18 protein-coding genes are annotated in these 19198 nt (G+C 42.6%); 7 read left to right on the forward strand and 11 right to left on the reverse strand.

From position 1 onward, the window contains the following. Positions 1-11: 11 nt before the first annotated feature. The 6 genes from DFP80_RS14935 to DFP80_RS14960 form a co-directional block, all read right to left on the reverse strand. Positions 12-380, reverse strand: coding sequence for a DUF2750 domain-containing protein (locus DFP80_RS14935; protein WP_113917730.1), 369 nt, complete (start codon positions 378-380; stop codon positions 12-14). Between the two features lie 106 nt (positions 381-486). Beyond that, a complete protein-coding gene (locus DFP80_RS14940; protein ID WP_113917614.1) occupies positions 487-1494 on the reverse strand; it encodes an adenosine deaminase in 1008 nt (335 codons plus the stop codon). A gap of 162 nt (positions 1495-1656) precedes the next feature. Then, positions 1657-2724 carry a BMP family ABC transporter substrate-binding protein gene (locus DFP80_RS14945; RefSeq protein ID WP_113917615.1) on the reverse strand — a complete coding sequence of 356 codons (1068 nt, stop codon included), beginning with the start codon at positions 2722-2724 and terminating at the stop codon, positions 1657-1659. A gap of 62 nt (positions 2725-2786) precedes the next feature. Continuing rightward, positions 2787-3719: an ABC transporter permease gene (locus DFP80_RS14950; RefSeq protein WP_113917616.1), complete on the reverse strand. Its 933-nt coding sequence runs from the start codon at positions 3717-3719 to the stop codon at positions 2787-2789. 9 nt (positions 3720-3728) lie between these two features. Next, a complete protein-coding gene (locus tag DFP80_RS14955; protein WP_113917617.1) occupies positions 3729-4796 on the reverse strand; it encodes an ABC transporter permease in 1068 nt (355 codons plus the stop codon). Further along, positions 4793-6346: an ABC transporter ATP-binding protein gene (locus DFP80_RS14960; protein ID WP_113917618.1), complete on the reverse strand. Its 1554-nt coding sequence runs from the start codon at positions 6344-6346 to the stop codon at positions 4793-4795. The genes DFP80_RS14955 and DFP80_RS14960 overlap by 4 nt, the downstream gene beginning before the upstream one ends. Before the next feature lie 496 nt (positions 6347-6842). On the opposite strand from DFP80_RS14960, the gene DFP80_RS14965 reads away from it, so the two are divergent. The 3 genes from DFP80_RS14965 (at position 6843) to rlmM (ending at position 9813) form a co-directional block, all read left to right on the forward strand. After that, entirely contained in the window at positions 6843-7940 is a 1098-nt protein-coding gene (locus DFP80_RS14965) for a GGDEF domain-containing protein (protein WP_113917619.1), read from the forward strand. A 102-nt stretch (positions 7941-8042) separates the two neighbouring features. Then, positions 8043-8714, forward strand: a complete 672-nt coding sequence (locus DFP80_RS14970; RefSeq protein ID WP_113917620.1) for a TIGR01621 family pseudouridine synthase — start codon at positions 8043-8045, stop codon at positions 8712-8714. 46 nt (positions 8715-8760) lie between these two features. Further along, the gene (rlmM, locus tag DFP80_RS14975) at positions 8761-9813 is read left to right on the forward strand and encodes a 23S rRNA (cytidine(2498)-2'-O)-methyltransferase RlmM (RefSeq protein ID WP_113917621.1); all 1053 of its coding nucleotides are present in this window, start codon (positions 8761-8763) and stop codon (positions 9811-9813) included. Between the two features lie 120 nt (positions 9814-9933). Here the strand turns inward: rlmM and DFP80_RS14980 are convergent, their stop codons facing one another. Together DFP80_RS14980 and DFP80_RS14985 are read right to left on the reverse strand one after the other, a co-directional pair. Then, entirely contained in the window at positions 9934-11604 is a 1671-nt protein-coding gene (locus DFP80_RS14980) for a L,D-transpeptidase family protein (protein WP_113917622.1), read from the reverse strand. Further along, entirely contained in the window at positions 11601-11843 is a 243-nt protein-coding gene (locus tag DFP80_RS14985; RefSeq protein ID WP_241560294.1) for a YkgJ family cysteine cluster protein, read from the reverse strand. Before DFP80_RS14985 ends, DFP80_RS14980 begins: the two co-directional genes overlap by 4 nt. Positions 11844-12065: 222 nt before the next feature. On the opposite strand from DFP80_RS14985, the gene DFP80_RS14990 reads away from it, so the two are divergent. Further along, on the forward strand, positions 12066-13301 hold the full coding sequence (locus tag DFP80_RS14990; RefSeq protein WP_241560292.1) for a response regulator: 1236 nt from the start codon (positions 12066-12068) through the stop codon (positions 13299-13301). A gap of 68 nt (positions 13302-13369) precedes the next feature. Here DFP80_RS14990 and gatB read toward each other — a convergent pair whose 3' ends face one another. From gatB to gatC, 3 genes are read right to left on the reverse strand one after another with little or no spacing between them, the layout of a single operon-like run. Further along, on the reverse strand, positions 13370-14815 hold the full coding sequence (gene gatB, locus DFP80_RS14995; RefSeq protein ID WP_113917624.1) for an Asp-tRNA(Asn)/Glu-tRNA(Gln) amidotransferase subunit GatB: 1446 nt from the start codon (positions 14813-14815) through the stop codon (positions 13370-13372). A gap of 2 nt (positions 14816-14817) precedes the next feature. Further along, the gene (gene gatA, locus DFP80_RS15000; RefSeq protein WP_113917625.1) at positions 14818-16278 is read right to left on the reverse strand and encodes an Asp-tRNA(Asn)/Glu-tRNA(Gln) amidotransferase subunit GatA; all 1461 of its coding nucleotides are present in this window, start codon (positions 16276-16278) and stop codon (positions 14818-14820) included. Positions 16279-16289: 11 nt separating this feature from the next. Then, positions 16290-16577, reverse strand: coding sequence for an Asp-tRNA(Asn)/Glu-tRNA(Gln) amidotransferase subunit GatC (gene gatC, locus DFP80_RS15005; RefSeq protein ID WP_113917626.1), 288 nt, complete (start codon positions 16575-16577; stop codon positions 16290-16292). 236 nt (positions 16578-16813) lie between these two features. On the opposite strand from gatC, the gene DFP80_RS15010 reads away from it, so the two are divergent. The 3 genes from DFP80_RS15010 to mreD are packed head-to-tail and all read left to right on the forward strand — an operon-like array spanning position 16814 to position 19180. Then, positions 16814-17857: a rod shape-determining protein gene (locus DFP80_RS15010; RefSeq protein WP_012069640.1), complete on the forward strand. Its 1044-nt coding sequence runs from the start codon at positions 16814-16816 to the stop codon at positions 17855-17857. A 46-nt stretch (positions 17858-17903) separates the two neighbouring features. Next, complete coding sequence (gene mreC / locus DFP80_RS15015; protein ID WP_113917627.1) at positions 17904-18707, forward strand: rod shape-determining protein MreC; 804 nt, start codon at positions 17904-17906, stop codon at positions 18705-18707. After that, positions 18707-19180, forward strand: coding sequence for a rod shape-determining protein MreD (gene mreD / locus DFP80_RS15020; protein WP_113917628.1), 474 nt, complete (start codon positions 18707-18709; stop codon positions 19178-19180). The genes mreC and mreD overlap by 1 nt, the downstream gene beginning before the upstream one ends. Positions 19181-19198: the final 18 nt, after the last annotated feature.

The raw sequence follows: 19198 nt of genomic DNA on the forward strand, positions 1-19198 counted from the left end.
AGTAATGACAACTAGTTTTTGAGGTCTGCAGCATGTTCTTCTGCAGAAGAAACAATGCACTCACCCGCAAGGTTTGGTGCTACACCAACAGAGAAACCATCACCTTGCATGCCCGGAAGCCATTTTTCTACCCAATCAGTGGCGTTGATTTCTAAGCTATTAAAACCTGGGTAATCTTTCTCGCCCCAAGCCGATGCTAAGGTTTCCACAGGCCAAATCGGTAACACTTTGTCGCTACCAAGATCTATGATCAAACAGCCTTCTACGTCAGCTAGCGTCCATACAGATGCGCCTTTTTTTACAAGGTTTAACACATGGTCATAACGTTCACTGCTAGGTATACGGTAGAAAGTTTCATCAAGAGGGGTTGTGTTTGACATGGGGCTGGCTCGACTTGGTAAAATAAAAAACGGCATCTTACCACATTGACTAAAAAGAGCGATGAATTCAAATATCTATTATCATCAATGTGGTTGATATAGTGGTTTATGCGAATAGGTCATTCAATTGCTTTAAATGCTGTTCCTTGTGATGTTCATCCATCCAGCTGCCGGTAATGCCATTTTTAGCAAGCTGAAATAATTCCTTCTTACTAATGCCAGTGCTATTAATGAGTGACGCGTAGTTGTCGTTCATATAGCCGCCAAAATAGGCCGGATCATCTGAGTTAACCGTTGCATTGAGACCAAGCGCTAACATTTTTCTGATCGGGTGATCTTGCATATCATTCACAACACAAAGTTTTAAATTGGAAAGAGGGCAAACGGTTAGCGTTAAATTACGTTGCTTGATTATTTCGACCAGTCTAGTGTCTTCTAATGCTCTGTTGCCGTGATCAATTCTATCAACACCGATTTGCTCGATAGCTTGCCAAACGTAATCTGGTGGGCCTTCTTCACCCGCATGTGCCGTGATTTTTAAGCCAAGGTTTTTGCAAGCTTCGAAAACACGTAAGAACTTTTCAGGTGGGTGACCAACTTCTGAACTGTCTAACCCAATACCGTCAATCCATTTAAGGTGAGGTTTTGCTAACTCTAGGGTTTCAAAAGCGCTTTCTTCGCTCAGATGTCTTAAGAAGGACATAATCAGTTTGGATGTCATCCCCCACTTATTTTCTGCATCTTGAAGTGCGTTATAGATGCCTCTTATTTGCACATCAAAGTTTACGCCACGTGATAAATGACCTTGCGGGTCAAAAAAGATCTCTACATGGACGACATTTTCACTGTGGACTTTTTCTAAATATGCCATGGTAAGGTCATAAAAGTCAGCTTCATGAAGAAGGACGGACATGCCTTGGTAATAAAGATCTAAAAAATCTTGTAGATTGGTGAATTGATACGCCGCTTTTAGGTCATCGACTGTGTTGTATTTTAAAGCGACTTGATTGCGCTGTGCTATGGCAAACATCTGTTCTGGTTCAAAGGTGCCTTCTATATGTAAGTGAAGCTCAGTTTTTGGCATTTTCTTTGATAGTTCGATCAGTGAGTTCATAGTGTTACCTTTTGTTGCTTGCCTTGGATTCTTAAATATAACGATAAAAGCGTAGATGAAAAAGAATGGTCGGCAGTGTTTGTAGAGTGGTCGTTTTAAAAAGCAGGAGAATATACAGCCAGCAGAGCCGGCCGTATATAAAAAATATAGGGAATGCAGAGATTAGTGAGGAATTTCGTCTGTAATGCCTTCAACATACCAATTAACTTGGGCAAGTTCTTGGTCTGTTAGTGAATGGTTAGCAGGAACCGCAACATTGCCTTTGTTATCCTTTATAGGTCCTGTAAATGGTTTGAACTCGCCTGATTTGATGGCTGTGTAAGTTGCATCGATTTTAGCGCGAACATCTTTAGGAAGATTTGGGTTAATAGAAGCGAGTGTTAACATTTCATCGTGGAATCCTCCCCAGAAATCCTGAGATTTCCATGTTCCATCCATAACCGCTTGAACTTCTTTGATGTAATAAGGTGTCCAGTTGTCTCGCACAGAGAAAATGTGTGCATTGGGGGCAAATTTGCTTTGATCAGACGCTTGTCCGATAGCACGTAGGCCGCGCTTTTCTGCCGCAATAAGAGGAGCTGGGCTATCTGTATGCTGAAGCATTACGTCTACGCCTTGGTCCATAAGCGCATTCGCAGCGTCGGTTTCTTTACCTGGATCGTACCAAGTGTTGGCCCAAACAATCTTCATTTTCACATCAGGGTTAACACTTTTTGCTCCCATGTAGGCGGCGTTGATGTCACGGATAACTTCAGGAATTGGGAAAGAGCCGATATAACCAATGGTGTTAGTTTTGGTCATCATGCCTGCTGTTACGCCTGAGATGTAACGACCTTCATAGGTACGAAGAACATAAGTCCCTAAATTTTTAGACAGCTTGTAACCTGTTGCATGCTCAAACTTCACTTTAGGAAAGCGCTTTGCCACTTTTACAGTAGGGTTCATAAAACCAAAAGATGTTGTAAAAATCAGGTCATTGCCCGCTTTGGCAAGTTGAGTAATCACACGCTCAGCATCAGCACCTTCAGGCACGTTCTCAACGTAAGTAGTTTTTACTTTGTCGCCAAAATATTCTTCTAAGCCTTTTCTACCCATGTCATGCTCGTAGCTCCAGCCTAAATCACCTACCGGCCCAACATAGACAAAACCTACTTTCAATGGTTCTTCTGCTTGAGCAAAACTCGCTCCAGCTAAAAGCCCTAGACTTACTAATAAACTTTTCAGTTTCATTGCTTGCTCCTTTTGTACCCATAAGAGGGCGTTTTATTTAATGTTTAAATGACTATTTATGATCAGGCCATTTGTCTTGGATCAAAGGTTTTTCCTAATGATCTAGGGGCCAGTAATTTTTCTTTAAACTTGTCTGCACTGATAATCACCATGACCACAACGGTGGCAACATACGGCAACATGGCCAGCAGGTTGGGGGAAATAGACCAGCCCAAACCTTGAAGCACTAAATGCATAATACTAGCTAGGCCAAATAGGTAGGCTCCAAGCATGATTCGACCCACTCTCCATGAAGCAAAAACGACTAACGCCAGTGCAATCCAGCCGCGCCCTGCTGTCATATTTTCTACCCACATTGGTGTATAAACTAAGGACATGTAAGCGCCAGAAATCCCAGCCATCATGCCGCCGAACATAACCGCTAAATAGCGAACTCTTAGCACTTTAATACCAATGGCATTGGCGGCATGTGGGTTTTCACCAACCGCTTTGAGGGTGAGGCCAATGCGAGTTTTATTAACCACAAACATGAGTACAAAGGTCATTGCAAAAGAGGCATACACTAAAATGTCATGGCTAAACAAAATCTTGCCAATAAAAGGAATATCAGACAGCAATGGGATGGCGATAGGTTGGAAGCCTTGTATGGTCTGACCTACGACACCGGAACCGATAAAAGCGCTTAAGCCTGTGCCAAAGATGGTTAAGGCAAGTCCTGTTGCTACTTGGTTGGCGCCAAGGTGAAGTACAAGAACGGCAAAAATAAGGCTCATGACGCAACCCATTAGCATCGCTGAAAGTACGCCTAAACCCGCACTGCCTGTGCCGTAAGCGGCTAGAAATCCAACCACTGCACCCATCAGCATCATGCCTTCTTGGCCGAGATTTAATACACCGGACTTTTCACAAATTACTTCGCCTAAAGCGATGAAAAGTAGTGGCGTGCCGGTTTTAACGGCGGCAAACAATATTTGTACAATTAGTTCTGAGTCCAAAATAGGCTCCTAGTTTGTCGCTTGATTTGAAAAGGCGAGGCGATTATTAATAAAAAAGTCACAAGCCAAAAGAAAGAACAATAAAACACCTTGAAACATACTGACTACGGCAACGGGAATGCCCATTTCAATTTGAGCTAAATCTCCGCCCATATAAAGTACTGCCATAAACATGGCTGCAATGATCGCCCCAAGTGGATGTAAGCGACCTAAATACGCCACTATAATGGCTGAATAGCCATAGCCTGGTGACACATTAGGAACTAACTGTCCTATTGGACCTGTTGTTTCACTGATTCCTGCTAGCCCCGCTAAGGCGCCAGCAAATAGCATGACAAACCAGCTGAGTTTTTTACTGCTAAAACCGGCATATCTTGCTGCTGGCTCGTCGGCACCGAAAACCCGAATTTGAAACCCAAGGTGGGATTTGCTCAAAATAAACCAAGCGATAAAAGCAGAGATAATCGCAAACACAATGCCCAAATGGATTCGACTGCTTTCAAATAATGTTGGCAGCAATGTAGAGTCGGCAAACATGGCTGACTCTGGAAAGCCAAAGCCTTGAGGGTCACGTAAAGGCCCGTGCACAGCCCAAATAAGCAGATACAGGGCGATGTAGTTAAACATGATAGTGGTTAAAATTAAGTTTGAGTTAAAGCGGAGTTTTAAAAAAGTCGGAATAGCCGACCAGAGCATGCCTGATACCATGCCTGCCAATAATGTGATGGGTAAGGCAAGTGCTGACTCAGAGTCGATAAAGTAAAGCGCCATCGCAGAGCCACCTAATGCTCCTGCTAATAATTGCCCTTCTGCGCCAATGTTCCACATATTGGCTCTATAACATAGGGATAACCCGACAGCACAAAGTAATAAAGGTCCCATTTTGACGAACATTTCGCCAATATTATAACTATCTGCTAGTGGTGCTATCAGTAGTACATGTAAAGCTTGAGCGGGTGATTTGCCAATAGCTGAGAAGAGAATACAGCCAAAGATTAACGTTAACGCGATAGCAAGTATTGGCGAGACCAGTTTCATGATTGAACTTGGCTCAGTACGAGCTTGAATACGGATCATGCTTTGGCCTCTTGAGGGTGATTCGATAGTTTGTTAATAAATGTTCCGGCCATCCATTGTCCTATTTGATCAATGTTCGTTGTTTCGGTTTTGACAAGGGGAGATAGATGACCATCGCAAACTGCCGCCATGCGATCTGCTAGTAAAAATAATTCGTCTATATCTTCTGAAATAAGCAAAATGGCGGCACCTTGATCACGAAGTGCTAATAAGGCTTGATGAATAGCAAGGGCGGCACCAACATCGACTCCCCAAGTGGGGTGAGCGCAGATAAGCACTTTAGGATTTTGGCCTATTTCTCGCCCCATAATGAATTTTTGTAGATTTCCACCACTTAAACTTTTCGCTTCTGAGAACTCTCCATGGCATTTGACCTTATATTTAGCGATCAGAGCAGAGGTATACTCTTTAATATTTTTCCATTCCACTAGGCCGTTTTTCACGAAGCCATTACTGTGTGTGAGTAAAGTGTTTTCCATTAAGCTCATTTCTGGAACAGCTCCTCGCCCTAAACGTTCTTCAGGGACATAAGCCATACCAAGTTTACGGCGTTCTCCAGCGTGCAGATGACCAATGTCTAAATTGTCGAGTGATAAGCTTTTTTTCACATTACGATCATCTTCGCCACTTATAATGGCCATCAACTCGTCTTGACCGTTCCCGGCAACGCCTGCAATGCCAAGGATTTCGCCAGCTTTTAATTCCAAGTTAATATTTTGTAATGTGGTGCCAAAAGGCTGTTTAGCAGGGAGTGACAAATTTTTAACATGGAATATTTGTTTCGAGCCTTCTCTTTTAATGTAACCAGCATCTTGTTCGGCAAGGTCGCCAACCATCATTTTAGCAATAGAAGCTGGGGTTTCTGAATTTGGTATACAAGTGTCGACGACTTTGCCACCGCGCAAGATAGTAGCTTTGTGGCAAATTTCGGTGACTTCGTGAAGTTTGTGACTGATAAATAAAATACTACAGCCTTCTTTGGACAGTGTTCGTAAAACGCCGAATAAACCTGCTACTTCTTGAGGAGTGAGAACGGAAGTGGGTTCATCTAAGATAAGCAGTTTTACCGATTGAACGAGACAGCGCATAATTTCAACACGCTGTCTTTCGCCAATAGAAAGTGAGTGGACGTATCGAGTTGGATTAACGTTTAAACCATATTCGTTAGATAGGTGAGTAATTCTTTTCGCTAAATCACCAATTTTATCTAATTGAGCTTTACTTAAACAAAGTTCAATATTTTGGCTAACCGTCAGCGTTTCAAATAAAGAAAAATGTTGAAATACCATCCCAATGCCTAAATCACGGGCAATAGATGGTGATGTAATACTGACTTCTTTACCGTCCCAAATGATATCGCCTTTGTCTGGAGCCACGACGCCATAAATGGTCTTTACGAGTGTGCTTTTTCCCGCGCCGTTTTCCCCTAATAAAGCGTGTATCTCTCCTGGCATCAATGTCATGCAGATGTTGTCGTTAGCCAGGCATCCAGGGTATTGCTTAGTAATGTTTGTAAGTTCAAGGCGTGATACTAAATTATGTTTCTTCATAGTTTTAGCACCTTATTTCTAGAATTTGGATTGATAAGTAGTGCTTTATCCATTTTTGACTTGTCCGCTTTTGTTTTTTATTCACAATGGAGCTAGCAATGCACCATTTTTGATTCGCTTTGCTCTATTTGTGTGCGTTGGCTCGTTGTGTCTTTAATATATTTGACCGATTAGTTAGATATTAATTGTGTTCTGGTTATTTCAGATTCATTCAATCAATATTCATGCCAAAAAAATGATTTTTTAAGGTGGTTTAGGGTACGGAAGTTTAGTGCGCTTGTCTTTACCTGATAATCGATTTTGAATACGGGGATTGAGGGAAATTAAAAAGCTGAATGTGTGGTGGGAGAGTTCATTGTTTGAATTTCTAGGAAATGAGGTCCATATTCTGTAGAATAAATCGTTTAGTCTCAGCATTCCTGAAGCCATACTTTATGGAAGATATAGCGAATTAAACTTGATGTTTTTTAATGCGGATAAATAAGTGTGAGATACAGTGTTTTTATCGATAAAAAAAACCATAGATAAGCTGTTAAATATTGGCTTTGAAGATGAATTTGGCAATGATCTTAATCAGAAACATGTGGTGAATTTTTCTTACATGATGTTCTGCGCAAGCTGTCTGCTAATGCTTGTTGTGTTTTCTATACGCCATATGCCTTTGGCGGCTATTTTTTCATTGATTGGTATGTTTATCGGTTTGGTCGGTTTGCGTTACAACTATATCGGGCATTTTTCACGTGCTCAATTGTTGATGCCCGTTTTAAAAATCTCGCAAGTATCCATTCTTAGCTTATTTTACTTTGGTACTGATAGTGGTTTTCATTGGTTTTTTGTTAGTGTTATCGCTTATTCGTTTGTTGTTTTTAGGGCGGATCAGCGCTTCTCTAAGTACTGGATTGTCTGTATTTCGATTGTTTTGTTCTTTGTGTGTGAGCTTTTGGGTACGCGAGGAGTTTATCTAACTTCGTTTGAGCAGCGCGCAGTCATCATTTTTGTATTTCTTGGACTTTCATTTAATTTTGCCATAGTTATTAATTTAGTAATGAGCCGGTTGAAGTCGGTAAATAGCCACCTACGCACGTTAGCTGAAAGAGATGAGTTAACAGGCCTTTCAAATCGTAGGAAAGTATTGGCTGATGCGGTTAATATTTTTGCTGATGCTGTGATCAACAGAGAATCTTGCGTGTTTTCAATTGTAGATTTGGATCACTTCAAAAAGATTAACGACACATTTGGTCATGAAGCTGGAGATTTAGTTTTGGCGAAAGTGTCAGCCATTATGGCCTCTGTTATACGTCCTCAAGATGAAATAGGTCGTTATGGTGGCGAAGAGTTTATTGTCATTATGCCAAGTACCTCTCTACAAGAAGCAGAAGTGGTTATGGAGCATATGAGGCAGTCTGTTGAAGATTTACTGATAGAAACAGAGCACGGTATTGTTATTCCTGTCACTATTAGTGTTGGTTTGGCTTCTATCGCTCCAAGTGTATCGCGTTATGAAGAGATTTTGGCGCAAGCTGATAAGGGGTTATATACAGCAAAACGTAATGGTCGAAACCGACTTTCTGTACAAACTGACTACCAAGATTAAATATATTTACTTCTCTGTATTGACATATGAGTTGTCCACTTTCTCTGTGGATAAACTTGTTGGCTATTCCATTTTTTCTTTATTTTTCGTGATGAGGCTTGTTTGCTCCAGATAATATTTCGTTCATTTGACTATTGGGTTGTTGAAAAGCCTGCCGGTATGAGTTTTCATGCCGAGTCTAAAGAGTTGGGGGTAATGGAATCTCTTGCGGCTTCTTATCCAACTCACACTTTTTATCCTGTTCATCGCTTGGACAAAATGACATCGGGTTTGTTGGTCGTTGCTTGTAATGCCAGCGCTGCAGCAACATTTGGAGCGATGTTTGAAAACCATGAAATGGAAAAGCGTTATGTGGCCTTGTCTTCAAAAAAACCTAAAAAGAAGCAGGGAACAATCAGCGGTGGTATGGTGCCGAGTAGGAGAGGGCAGTGGAAACTTACTCAAGATAAAGAGAATCTAGCGATTACGCAGTTTTTTTCTAAATATTTTCAAGGGGTTAGGGTGTTTTTTATCAGACCTTTAACGGGGAAAACACATCAAATCCGTGTCGCTTTAAAGAGTTTAGGGTCACCTATTTTAGGGGATCTTAGGTACAGTGGAGAAAAGGCTGATAGGGGGTATTTACATGCTTACTCTTTACAGTTTAATTGGCAAGGTGAGGTGAAGCGCTATTGTAGCTTTCCCTCGTATGGAGAGTATTTTTCATCTGAGTTGTCTGAGTTTTTGGCGGCTCAATTTGATGAATCTTTATTAAAATGGCCCGCTAAAAAGTAATTAGTATAACTCAGCAGAGTGTTACTCGGGCTGGGAAGGAATTTGAATGAAAAATGTTTTGGTTTACTGTCGTCAGGGTTTTGAAAAAGATTGCGCGGCGGAATTGTCGGAAGTGGCGAGTAGCAAAGGTTTTTATGGCTACGCTAAGGTTGTACCTGATGCGGGTTACATTGTGTATAACTTTGATCAGGCGGATGCTGGTGAAACATTGATTCAGCAGTTAAATTTCAATCGCCTGATTTTTGCTCGTCAGATTATTGCTGTTAATGATGTGATTGAATTGGAGCAAGGTGGCCGAGTTGAATCTTTGCTGGAGGCTGCTCGTGAATTGCCGCTAGCGGAAGAAATTTGGATTGAAACGGCGGATACCAATGAGGCCAAGGCGTTGTCTGGTTTAATAAAGAAACTGGAAAAGCCTTTGCGAGAAGGCTGGAAAAGATCTGGTGTACTGCGTAATAAAGCGGTAGGTGTGCGCCATCATGTATTCATGTTAGATGGTGGAGCTGCTTATTTGGGGGTGTCTTATTCTAGCTGCCGTAGTGAATTTCCTATGGGGATTCGTCGTTTGCGTTTTCCTGCTGCCGGCCCAAGTCGTTCAACACTGAAGTTGGAAGAGGCTTTTTTGCAATTTGTGCCAGAGAGCACGCTTGAGGCGGATTTGACAGAAGGAATGACCGCGGTTGATCTTGGTGCAGCGCCTGGTGGTTGGACGTATCAATTTGTTAAAAAGGGTATTAATGTTATTGCGATTGATAATGGCCCAATGCAAAAAGAATTGATGTCTACGGGGTTGGTTGATCATGAAAAAGCAGATGGCTTTAAATATGAGCCGCCTTACACAGTAGATTGGTTGGTGTGTGATATGGTTGAGCGTCCAATCAAGGTGGCAGAACTGATGGCTAGGTGGTTAGCAAGTGGTTGGACAAGGAGGGCTATTTTTAACTTGAAGCTTCCCATGAAAAAACGCTATCAAGAAGTGACATTGTGTTTACAGACAATAGAAGATTTATTGAGAAAAGCCGGCGTAAGCTATCAGTATCAGGTGAAGCATCTTTATCATGATCGAGAAGAAGTGACTGTTTGTATAATGGTTAAATAATATCTAGTGCTCATTACTCATGATGTACAAAAAAACCGATAAACTCTGTTTATCGGTTTTTTTGTACTAAGCATCAATTGTACTGAAGGTTAATTGTACTAAAAGTTAATTGTGCTTTGATTAGATTGAGTCTCTCGCGCTAAAAGCGGCGTATCCCATGGCTTCCTCCATAAGAGGGTCTCGTTGATATATGTCGTTACGGAATTCCAGCATGCCATTGGCGTTTGGTACAACCGTGAAATAAACCAAGTACACAGGTACGTAAGTCGGCAAGCTGATGACGGTATTGCTGCCGCTTTTCAGGGAGTTATTCATATCATTGAATTGTTTGCTGCCTTTGGTTAGTTCTCTCGCAAATTCCGTAGGGTTTTCTAGGCGTACGCAGCCAGAACTAAAAGCCCGATCTTCTTCACGAAATAGGTGTTTTGCTGGTGTGTCATGTAAATAAATTTCGTTTTTATTGGGAAACATAAATTTGTACTGGCCAAGCGCGTTACCTTCATCTGGCTCTTGTTCGAAGCGAAAAGCCAATTTATCTTCGCGGATAGCTTTCCAGTTGATTTTTGTTGAATCCAGTTCTTTTGCGCCAATGCTCCAGCTTGAGTAAACCTTGTAGCCATGCTTAACAAGGTAATTGGGGTCGGCTTGCAATTTAGGTAGTAGGTTTTCTCTAGCGATACGATGTGGTACGCGCCATGTCGGATTCGTGACCATATATGTCATCAACCCTTTGAATACAGGTGTTTTTCTATTGGCTTTGCCAATAACGGCCTTCATTGATGTAAGTTCGCCATTCAGGTGCATATCCACTGTGTAATTGGTGAGATCAACCCAAATACGGTTTGCTTCCAGTTCGCTTGGTAACCAGCGCCATCTTTCCAAATTATAGGCAATTTGTTTTGCGCGGGTTTTTAAAGGCACGTTTAGCATTTCGATAGTTTTAGAGCCTGCAGCACCATCAGCTGAGATGTGGTGGCGCTGTTGGAAGCGTATTAGTGCTTTTTTTAGGCGTATATCGAATTGCTCTTCGTTCACTTTTCGGGTTGAAAAGCGAATATCCCCAAGTTGAACCAATCTTGCTCTTAGTTGTGCCACTCGTGGGCCTTCATCGCCTGCAGATAGAGGGACACCGGCATTAACAAAAATATCTTTTTCTTTTTGGGCTAAGTCTTGGTAATACACTAACCACTTTTGTAGTACTTGATATTGTGGGCTACGAGGTGCCAGTAATGGTAATGAATTAACCATGTCCGTTGCGGAATCAATATAAAGCAAATCTTTCCAATTGTTATTTGGTGCATCAAGCTGCCAGTTCGGATCAATTAGCTGTGGTTCGTAACGGCCGTTACTGAGGTCATGGGCGTAACTGGTTAATGCGATTGTTGCAATGACATCCATTTCAGCGAGCTGCTGAGGTGTTGGCTGTTTTAAGGTTAGGTATTCTTTAATGATGCCTGTGTGATAATGGATCGGATTAAGTCCATGAGTATAAGACTGCTCGAGTATGTCGATCAGTTTATATATAGACATGTTTATTTTTTTGTCTTTTATCCAAATTGGGTCGTAGCCACGATTTTTGTATGCTTCAAGAACGCTCTGGTTAGGCAGTGCTTGCCCTGCAACTGGAGTGAAGGCGTTTAGTGTTAGTGACACCTGATCTTTTACGCTACTTTCTATTTGTGACTCGCTTGGTGGTACAACAACAAATTGTTTGTTTGAACCAGATGAAGAACAAGCACTAAGTATCAAACTGACACAGAGTAGCGGTAGTAGTTTTTTCGCAGATGTCATCGGTATTTCCTTTTTAATGAACTGGTATTTATTGGACGTGTCGCGTCTTCTAGGAAGGATAATATGTTAATAGCTTCATCTCTATTATCGCCACAAATGTAATCTTCAGCCGTAAAGTTTGCACAGACGTCAGGTCTTTCTGGGGTGCCAAATATGGCGCAGCGATAATCATCAAGCAGTTGTATGCAAGGTTCTCCGGCTGCTTTTCCATTAGGCATTCCTGGAATGGGAGAGGTGATTGAGGGTGCTGTGCAGCATGCGCCACAACCAGACCGACATTGCATAATTAACAACCTTGCATAAAATGATTGAGTGTAATCTTACTGTTATTAATTTGCTGTTTATTTACAAATCAGCATTTTGATTGTCATTTTAGAGTATCGTAATCGTGGGTCATAGGGGATAATTGAAAAATATCGTTAAAAAGTACGGATGTCGCTGTTTAGGATGGGAATTTACAAATGATGGTAGAAAAAAGAATATTGGTGGTTGAGGATAGTCCTGTCGTTTTGAAGGTGCTTAATCATTTACTCTCTCAAAATTCTATTTTTACGCCAGTGTTGTGTGCTTCATATGAGGAGGCGCAAGATAAACTGAAAGCATCTGAAGGTGGTTTTTTTGCTGCTATTGTGGATCTGAATTTGCCCGATGCAGAAAATGGTGAAATTGTTGACCTTGTATTGTCGAGAAAGATTCCATGTGTCGTTCTGACGGCAAATTTCGATGATAAATTACGACTTAGTCTCTTAAATAAGGGGGTTTTGGATTACATCACAAAAGACAGTCGCTATTCTTTTAATCACGTAATTAAAGTCATTGAGCGTCTACATAAAAATCAAGGAATCAAGGTGTTGGTGGCTGAGGATTCGGCAACAAGTCGCTTATTTACTAGGATTTTGCTTGAACAGTATTGCTTTAACGTTATAGATGCGGTGAATGGTCAAGAGGCTTTGGCTAAACTTGAAGCGGACTCTGAGATTAGAATGCTGATTACCGATCATAATATGCCTTTGGTGAGTGGTTACGATTTGGTGCGGATGCTGAGGTTTAATTCTCGCTTTCAAGACTTGGTGATTATAGGGTTGTCTGCAGAGGGTGATAATGCTTTGTCTGCCAAGTTTATCAAGGCCGGCGCTAATGATTTTCTAAAAAAACCTTTTTACCATGAAGAGTTTCATTGTCGTGTAGTGCATAGTCTTGAGGCACAAGAAATGCTTGAGACTATACGTGATTTGGCGAGTGTTGATCCTCTAACTAAGCTTAAAAATAGGCGTTACTTGTTTGATCAAGGAGAGCGGCTTTTTCGTGATGGTTCAGAAGGTATTGCATTGGCTATATTAGGTCTTGATAATTTTAAGGGTATTAATGAGACCTATGGTCACCTCATTGGCGATACTCTTCTTGAGGTCCTAGGGCGAGAAATTCAGTCGGTTTTTTCAGATATGTTGGTGTGTCGTCTTGGGGGGGATGAGTTTTGTGTTGTCTCTAAGGTGAGAGGGGAATGCTTAATTGACAGGTTGAGCGCATTTTTGATTCGTCTTCGAAAAAAGGAGTTTACAGAGGCAAAAATTTCTCTAACTTGCAGCGTTGGTGTAGGCATTCAATCAATAAGCTCTTTTGAGGGCTTGGTTCGAGAAGCTGATTTGAACTTGCAAGAAGCTAAGCGTTTAGGTCGCGATAGGATTGTAGGTCAGTAATTGTTGATATGAAAAAAATCCCGCGTTTAAAGGGCGGGATTTTTGTTTTCTGGGTGTTGGCCAATAAATTAGCCTTTCAGCATTTTAGCCAGTATTGGATTAACAAGGCCAGGATTGGCTTTGCCTTGCGATGCTTTCATGACTTGTCCAACAAAGAAGCCGATCATTTTCTTTTGCTTGTCTTCGTCTGCGGCACGATATTGTTCAACTTGTGCTGCGTTAGCATCTAAAATAGTCTGAATCATGGCTTCAATAGCGCCAGTATCTGTGACCTGTTTTAGGCCTTTGGCTTCGATAATCGCGTCTGCCGAGCCTTCACCGTTCCACATGGCTTGGAAAACGTCTTTCGCTGTTTTGCCGTTAATGGTGTTGTCTTTGATACGAATTAATAATTCACCAAAGGCTTGAGCATTAACGGGAGAGTTTGCGATGTCTAGCTGTTCTTGGTTAAGGAGTTTGCTTAACTCGCCCATAACCCAGTTCGCAGCCAATTTCGGATCTTTAACCACGCCATTGGCTACTTCAAAATAGTCCGCCATAGCGCGGGAGGACGACAATACGTTTGCGTCATACTCGCTAAGTGCGTGTTCGCTTTGGAAACGCGCGGCTTTTTGGCTTGGTAGCTCTGGCAGTGTTGCCTTGATGTTGTCTACGTATTCTTGCGTCAATACTACCGGAAGTAGATCTGGGCATGGGAAGTAGCGGTAATCGTTGGCGTCTTCTTTAGAGCGCATGCTGCGAGTTTCGTTCTTTTCTGGGTCGTATAAGCGGGTTTCTTGAATGATGCGGCCGCCGTCTTCTAAAATGTCTGCTTGGCGCTCGATCTCGGTGTAGATTGCTTTTTCGATAAAGCGGAACGAGTTGACGTTTTTGATTTCAGTACGAGTGCCGTATTCTTGTTGGCCTTTAGGGCGCAGTGATAAGTTGATGTCGCAACGCATAGAGCCTTCTGCCATATTGCCATCGCAAATGCCAAGGTAAGTCACGATGGAGTGGATCATCTTAACGTAAGCGACAGCTTCTTTTGCGGAGCGAATATCTGGCTCTGATACAATTTCCAGCAGTGGCGTACTAGAACGGTTTAAATCTATGCCTGTCATACCTTGGAAATCTTCATGCAGAGATTTGCCTGCATCTTCTTCAAGGTGGGCACGAGTAATGCCAACCCGTGAAGTTGTTCCGTCTTCTAGCATGACATCTAGGAAGCCCTTACCGACAATAGGGTGGTCCATTTGGCTAGTTTGATAGCCTTTCGGAAGGTCTGGGTAGAAGTAGTTTTTACGTGCAAAAACGGATGACATGCCAATTTCAGCATTGATGGCATGGCCAAACATAACGGCCATGCGCAATGCTTCTTTGTTAAACACAGGTAATGCGCCGGGCATGCCCAAATCAACCAGTGTAGTTTGTGTGTTTGGTTCTGCGCCAAAGCCAACAGCGGCGCCAGAAAACAACTTTGATTTTGTAGAGAGCTGAGTATGAATCTCAAGGCCAATAACAACTTCCCAATTCATGCTTATGCTCCTTTTACCATAGTGGGTGTTTGTAGGTGCCAATCAGTGTGTTGTTGATACTGATGTGCTACGTTCAAGAGCTTGGCTTCGGCAAAATAGTTACCCATTATTTGAAGTCCTACTGGCATGTTATCAGCGAAGCCTGCCGGAATTGACATGGCTGGAATACCGGCCAAATTGACTGATAGTGTATAAATGTCTTCTAAGTACATGGCAACTGGATCGCTGGTTTTGCTGCCTAAGCCAAATGCCGTAGTTGGCGCTACAGGTCCCATGATGACGTCTACTTCTTCAAGTGCTTTAACGAAGTCTTGTTTGATGAGGCGACGAATTTTTTGTGCTTTTAAGTAGTAAGCGTCGTAGTAGCCTTCAGACAGCGCATAAGTACCCACCATGATGCGTTTTTGTACTTCTGCGCCAAAGCCTTCAGCGCGTGAGCGCATATACATATCAAGCAAATCTCTTGGGTCGTCACAGCGGTGTCCAAATCGAACGCCATCAAAGCGAGATAGATTTGAGGAAGCTTCAGACGGCGCTATGACGTAGTAAGATGGAATGCTCAGTTGTAGGTTTGGTAGTGAGATTTCTTTTACCGTGGCACCTAGTTTTTCAAATTCTTTCACGGCAGCCATGATGATGTCAGCTACTTTTGAATCTAGGCCTTCACCAAAATACTCTTTTGGTAGGCCAATTTTTAACCCTGTTAGCGGGGCATTTAGGCTTGCTAAATAATCGTCTGCTGGATTCTCTGCAGATGTTGAATCTTTTTCATCAAACCCAGCCATGGCTTGCATTAAATGCGCACAATCTTCGGCACTTTTTGCCATTGGGCCACCTTGATCAAGGCTGGAGGCGTAAGCAATCATACCAAAGCGTGAAACACGACCATAAGTCGGTTTAAGGCCTGTTATGCCACAAAAGGACGCAGGTTGGCGAATTGAGCCACCAGTATCTGTTCCTGTCGCGGCAACAACCAAACCAGCGGAAACAGCAGCTGCGGAGCCACCAGATGATCCGCCAGGAACCATGTCTAGGTTCCATGGGTTTTTTACTGCACCGTAAAAGCTGTTTTCATTAGAAGAGCCCATGGCGAACTCGTCCATGTTGGTTTTGCCTAACATGACGGCGCCTGCTTGTTGAATGCGGCTAGTGACGGTGGATTCGTAAGGCGGAATAAAGTTATGCAGCATCTTTGAGCCGCAAGTTGTTAACGTTCCTTCCGTGCAGAATAGGTCTTTGTGGGCAACAGGAATACCTGTCAAGCTGGTGCCCTTTCCGTTTTGAAGAAGCACGTCGGCTGCAGCGGCTTGTTCTAAGGCGTGTTTTTCGCTCACAGTGATGAAGCTATTTAGTTGCGGGTCGAATTTGGCTATGCGCGCTAAGAAAAGGCGGGTTAGCTCAACACTGGAGATGTCTTTGTCGCGTAATTTTTGTGCTAATGTCGAGATGCTTTGTTCAAACATGCTTGTCTCTCTTAATCGATCACTTTCGGTACAAGGAAAAGGCCGGCTTCGGTCTGAGGTGCGTTCGCAAGGAAGGCGTCACGGCGATTTTCTTCGGTGACAATGTCTTCTCTCAATCGTTGTGTCATTTCAAGCGGGTTAGAAAGTGGCTCAATACCATCGGTATCAACAGATTGCATTTGCTCAACAAGAGATAAAACGCTAGATAGGGAGTGCTGGTATTGATCGGCATCGGCCTCAGTAAGAGCGAGGCGCGCCAAGTGTGCAATCTTTTGCACGTCTTGTTTGTCTATAGACATATTCCACCTGATATTTTGATTATCGTAAATGCCCGCTATTGTATCTCTTAGTTGTATTGCTATAAAGCGAAGAGGGGGAAAAACAGGGCTTATTTTTTGTTTATTAAAAAAATTTTAATAAACAATGAAATACATGGGAACTTTTTTAAGTTTTACACTGAATCAACTTGCCCATTGGCCCCGTGGTTGTTACATTTTGACGCTGTTCGTATCGTATTATCAGGGTGTAAGAATTCATGTTTAAGAAAATCAGGGGAATGTTTTCAAGTGATTTGTCCATTGACTTAGGAACGGCAAATACCCTTATTTACGTTCGTGGCCGTGGCATTGTGCTTGATGAGCCATCGGTTGTTGCCATTCGTCACAATGGAAATCAGAAAACAGTAGCATCAGTCGGTACCGATGCGAAGCGTATGTTAGGCCGTACTCCAGGTAATATTACGGCTATTCGCCCCATGAAAGATGGCGTTATCGCTGATTTTCATGTCACAGAAAAAATGCTTCAGTATTTCATCTCTAAAGTTCACGAAAATAGTTTTTTAAAACCAAGTCCACGCGTTTTAGTGTGTGTACCTTGTAAATCAACACAAGTTGAACGACGTGCTATTAAAGAGTCGGCGTTAGGGGCGGGTGCTCGCGAGGTATATATTATAGAAGAGCCCATGGCGGCGGCGATTGGTGCCGGTCTTCCTGTTGCCGAAGCGTCAGGTTCTATGGTTATTGATATTGGTGGTGGTACTACTGAAATCGCTATTATTTCCCTAAATGGTATTGTGACATCTGAATCGATTCGGGTAGGTGGTGATCGTTTTGATGAAGCCATTACAACGTACGTGCGTCGTCAATATGGCAGTTTGATTGGTGATGCAACAGCTGAGCGAATCAAAACAGAAATAGGTATGGCTTACCATACTGGTGAAGAGCTACAGATTGACGTTCGTGGTCGTAATTTAGCAGAAGGCATTCCACGCTCGTTTGTTCTGAGCAGCACTGAAATTTTGGAAGCATTACAAGAGCCGCTAGCGCAAATAGTTCAAGCTATCAAAGGCGTTCTTGAACAGTCTCCACCAGAATTAGCGGCCGACATCGGCGAAACTGGTTTGGTGTTAACCGGTGGTGGCGCCTTGTTGCGTGAAATTGACCGTTTGATCAGTGAAGAAACTGGTTTGCCTGTTATTATTGCTGATGACCCGCTAACTTGTGTTGCTCGTGGCGGCGGTATGGCCCTAGAGCTAATGGATAAGCACGCATCTGAGCTATTTACTGCAGATAATGAGTAAAAGTTAGGAGCGCACTATTAAAAATTCGCTTCATTATGCTGGTAAAGTGTCTAGCACTCGTTTTGTTGTGTTGGTCATTTTATCTATGGCGATGATTATTGCAGATGTCCGTTATTCTGTTTTTTCACAAGTAAGGCCTTATTTGACTTTACTTGTGACCCCTATTCAGGTGGTGGTGAATACACCGCAGAAAATGTTTAATTGGGCAGGGGTACATCTGGCTAGTAGGGAAGGGTTGGTGAGAGAAAATCAATCCCTGCAATCAGAAATATTATTACTGCGTAGTCGCCAGCAGCGCCTTGATTCCCTCCAAGCTGAAAATGTTCGTTTGCGCGAATTGTTAGATGCTTCTCAACGTGTCGACGAGAAAGTTGTCATGGCAGAAGTGATAGGCTTTGATCAAAATGCCTACAGTCACAAACTAATGATTGATAAGGGCTTTTCTTCTGGTGCATATGTGGGGCAACCCGTCCTAGATGCCACAGGTGTGCTGGGGCAAGTAGTAGAAACGGCTGCTTACAGTAGTCGAGTATTGCTGATTGCAGATGCCAGTCATTTTGTTCCTGTGCAGCTTACACGAACCGGGTTTAGAGGGATTCTGAAAGGAACGGGAGACTTGAAACGTTTAGAGTTAATGAGTGTTCCGCGATCCGTTGATATAAAAAAAGGTGACATTTTAACAACGTCTGGCTTAGATAAACGCTTTCCTAGTGGTTATCCTGTCGGTGTTGTGAGAGGTGTAAAGTATACTCCTGGTAAGGCTTATGCAGATGTAGATGTTGTTCCTTTAGCTCAGTTGGGGCGTAGCCGTCATGTCATGCTTATTGAAAAGCCGGGGGCTGGGCGATAATGAAACCAATATTTGTTTTTTGTATTACGTTGTTAACGGCTTTAATGCTTGAGGCTGTACCTTTCCCTGAGGAGTTCGTCTGGTTTCGTCCAGAATGGACTTTGTTGGTTATTCTGTACTGGGTTATTGCTTTGCCCTTCCGTGTAGGTGTTGGTTTAGCGTGGTTCTTGGGGTTAATGGTAGACCTATTGCAAGGAGGCATTATAGGCCAGCATTCTTTAACGTATGTCATTATTGCCTATACGTGCGCTGTCTTCTATAAGCGATTACGAATGTACCATCGTTGGCAGCAAGGCTTTTTTATATGTATGTTGGTAAGTATTAATCAGTTGGTTGATTTCTGGATCGATCATTATCTAGGTCATGCTGAACCAACCTTGATGATTTTTATGCCAGCCGTTATTACAGGCCTTTTATGGCCTTGGTCGTTTATTATTCTACGTAGTGTTCGGCGCTTCTATGCTATTCATTAGGCCTTTTTTAGGAATCAA

Source organism: Marinomonas rhizomae (assembly GCF_003315485.1).
In the GTDB taxonomy this organism is placed as follows: domain Bacteria; phylum Pseudomonadota; class Gammaproteobacteria; order Pseudomonadales; family Marinomonadaceae; genus Marinomonas; species Marinomonas rhizomae.

Excerpts from the sequence above, each read along its gene's own strand:
- DFP80_RS14945 (WP_113917615.1), bottom strand. The coding sequence starts at position 2,724 with ATGAAACTGAAAAGTTTATTAGTAAGTCTAGGGCTTTTAGCTGGAGCG.
- mreD (WP_113917628.1), top strand. The coding sequence starts at position 18,707 with ATGAAACCAATATTTGTTTTTTGTATTACGTTGTTAACGGCTTTAATG.
- DFP80_RS14980 (WP_113917622.1), bottom strand. The coding sequence starts at position 11,604 with ATGACATCTGCGAAAAAACTACTACCGCTACTCTGTGTCAGTTTGATA.
- rlmM (WP_113917621.1), top strand. The coding sequence starts at position 8,761 with ATGAAAAATGTTTTGGTTTACTGTCGTCAGGGTTTTGAAAAAGATTGC.
- DFP80_RS14935 (WP_113917730.1), bottom strand. The coding sequence starts at position 380 with ATGTCAAACACAACCCCTCTTGATGAAACTTTCTACCGTATACCTAGC.
- gatA (WP_113917625.1), bottom strand. The coding sequence starts at position 16,278 with ATGTTTGAACAAAGCATCTCGACATTAGCACAAAAATTACGCGACAAA.
- DFP80_RS14955 (WP_113917617.1), bottom strand. The coding sequence starts at position 4,796 with ATGATCCGTATTCAAGCTCGTACTGAGCCAAGTTCAATCATGAAACTG.
- DFP80_RS14990 (WP_241560292.1), top strand. The coding sequence starts at position 12,066 with ATGATGGTAGAAAAAAGAATATTGGTGGTTGAGGATAGTCCTGTCGTT.
- DFP80_RS15010 (WP_012069640.1), top strand. The coding sequence starts at position 16,814 with ATGTTTAAGAAAATCAGGGGAATGTTTTCAAGTGATTTGTCCATTGAC.
- DFP80_RS14960 (WP_113917618.1), bottom strand. The coding sequence starts at position 6,346 with ATGAAGAAACATAATTTAGTATCACGCCTTGAACTTACAAACATTACT.
- gatB (WP_113917624.1), bottom strand. The coding sequence starts at position 14,815 with ATGAATTGGGAAGTTGTTATTGGCCTTGAGATTCATACTCAGCTCTCT.
- DFP80_RS14940 (WP_113917614.1), bottom strand. The coding sequence starts at position 1,494 with ATGAACTCACTGATCGAACTATCAAAGAAAATGCCAAAAACTGAGCTT.
- gatC (WP_113917626.1), bottom strand. The coding sequence starts at position 16,577 with ATGTCTATAGACAAACAAGACGTGCAAAAGATTGCACACTTGGCGCGC.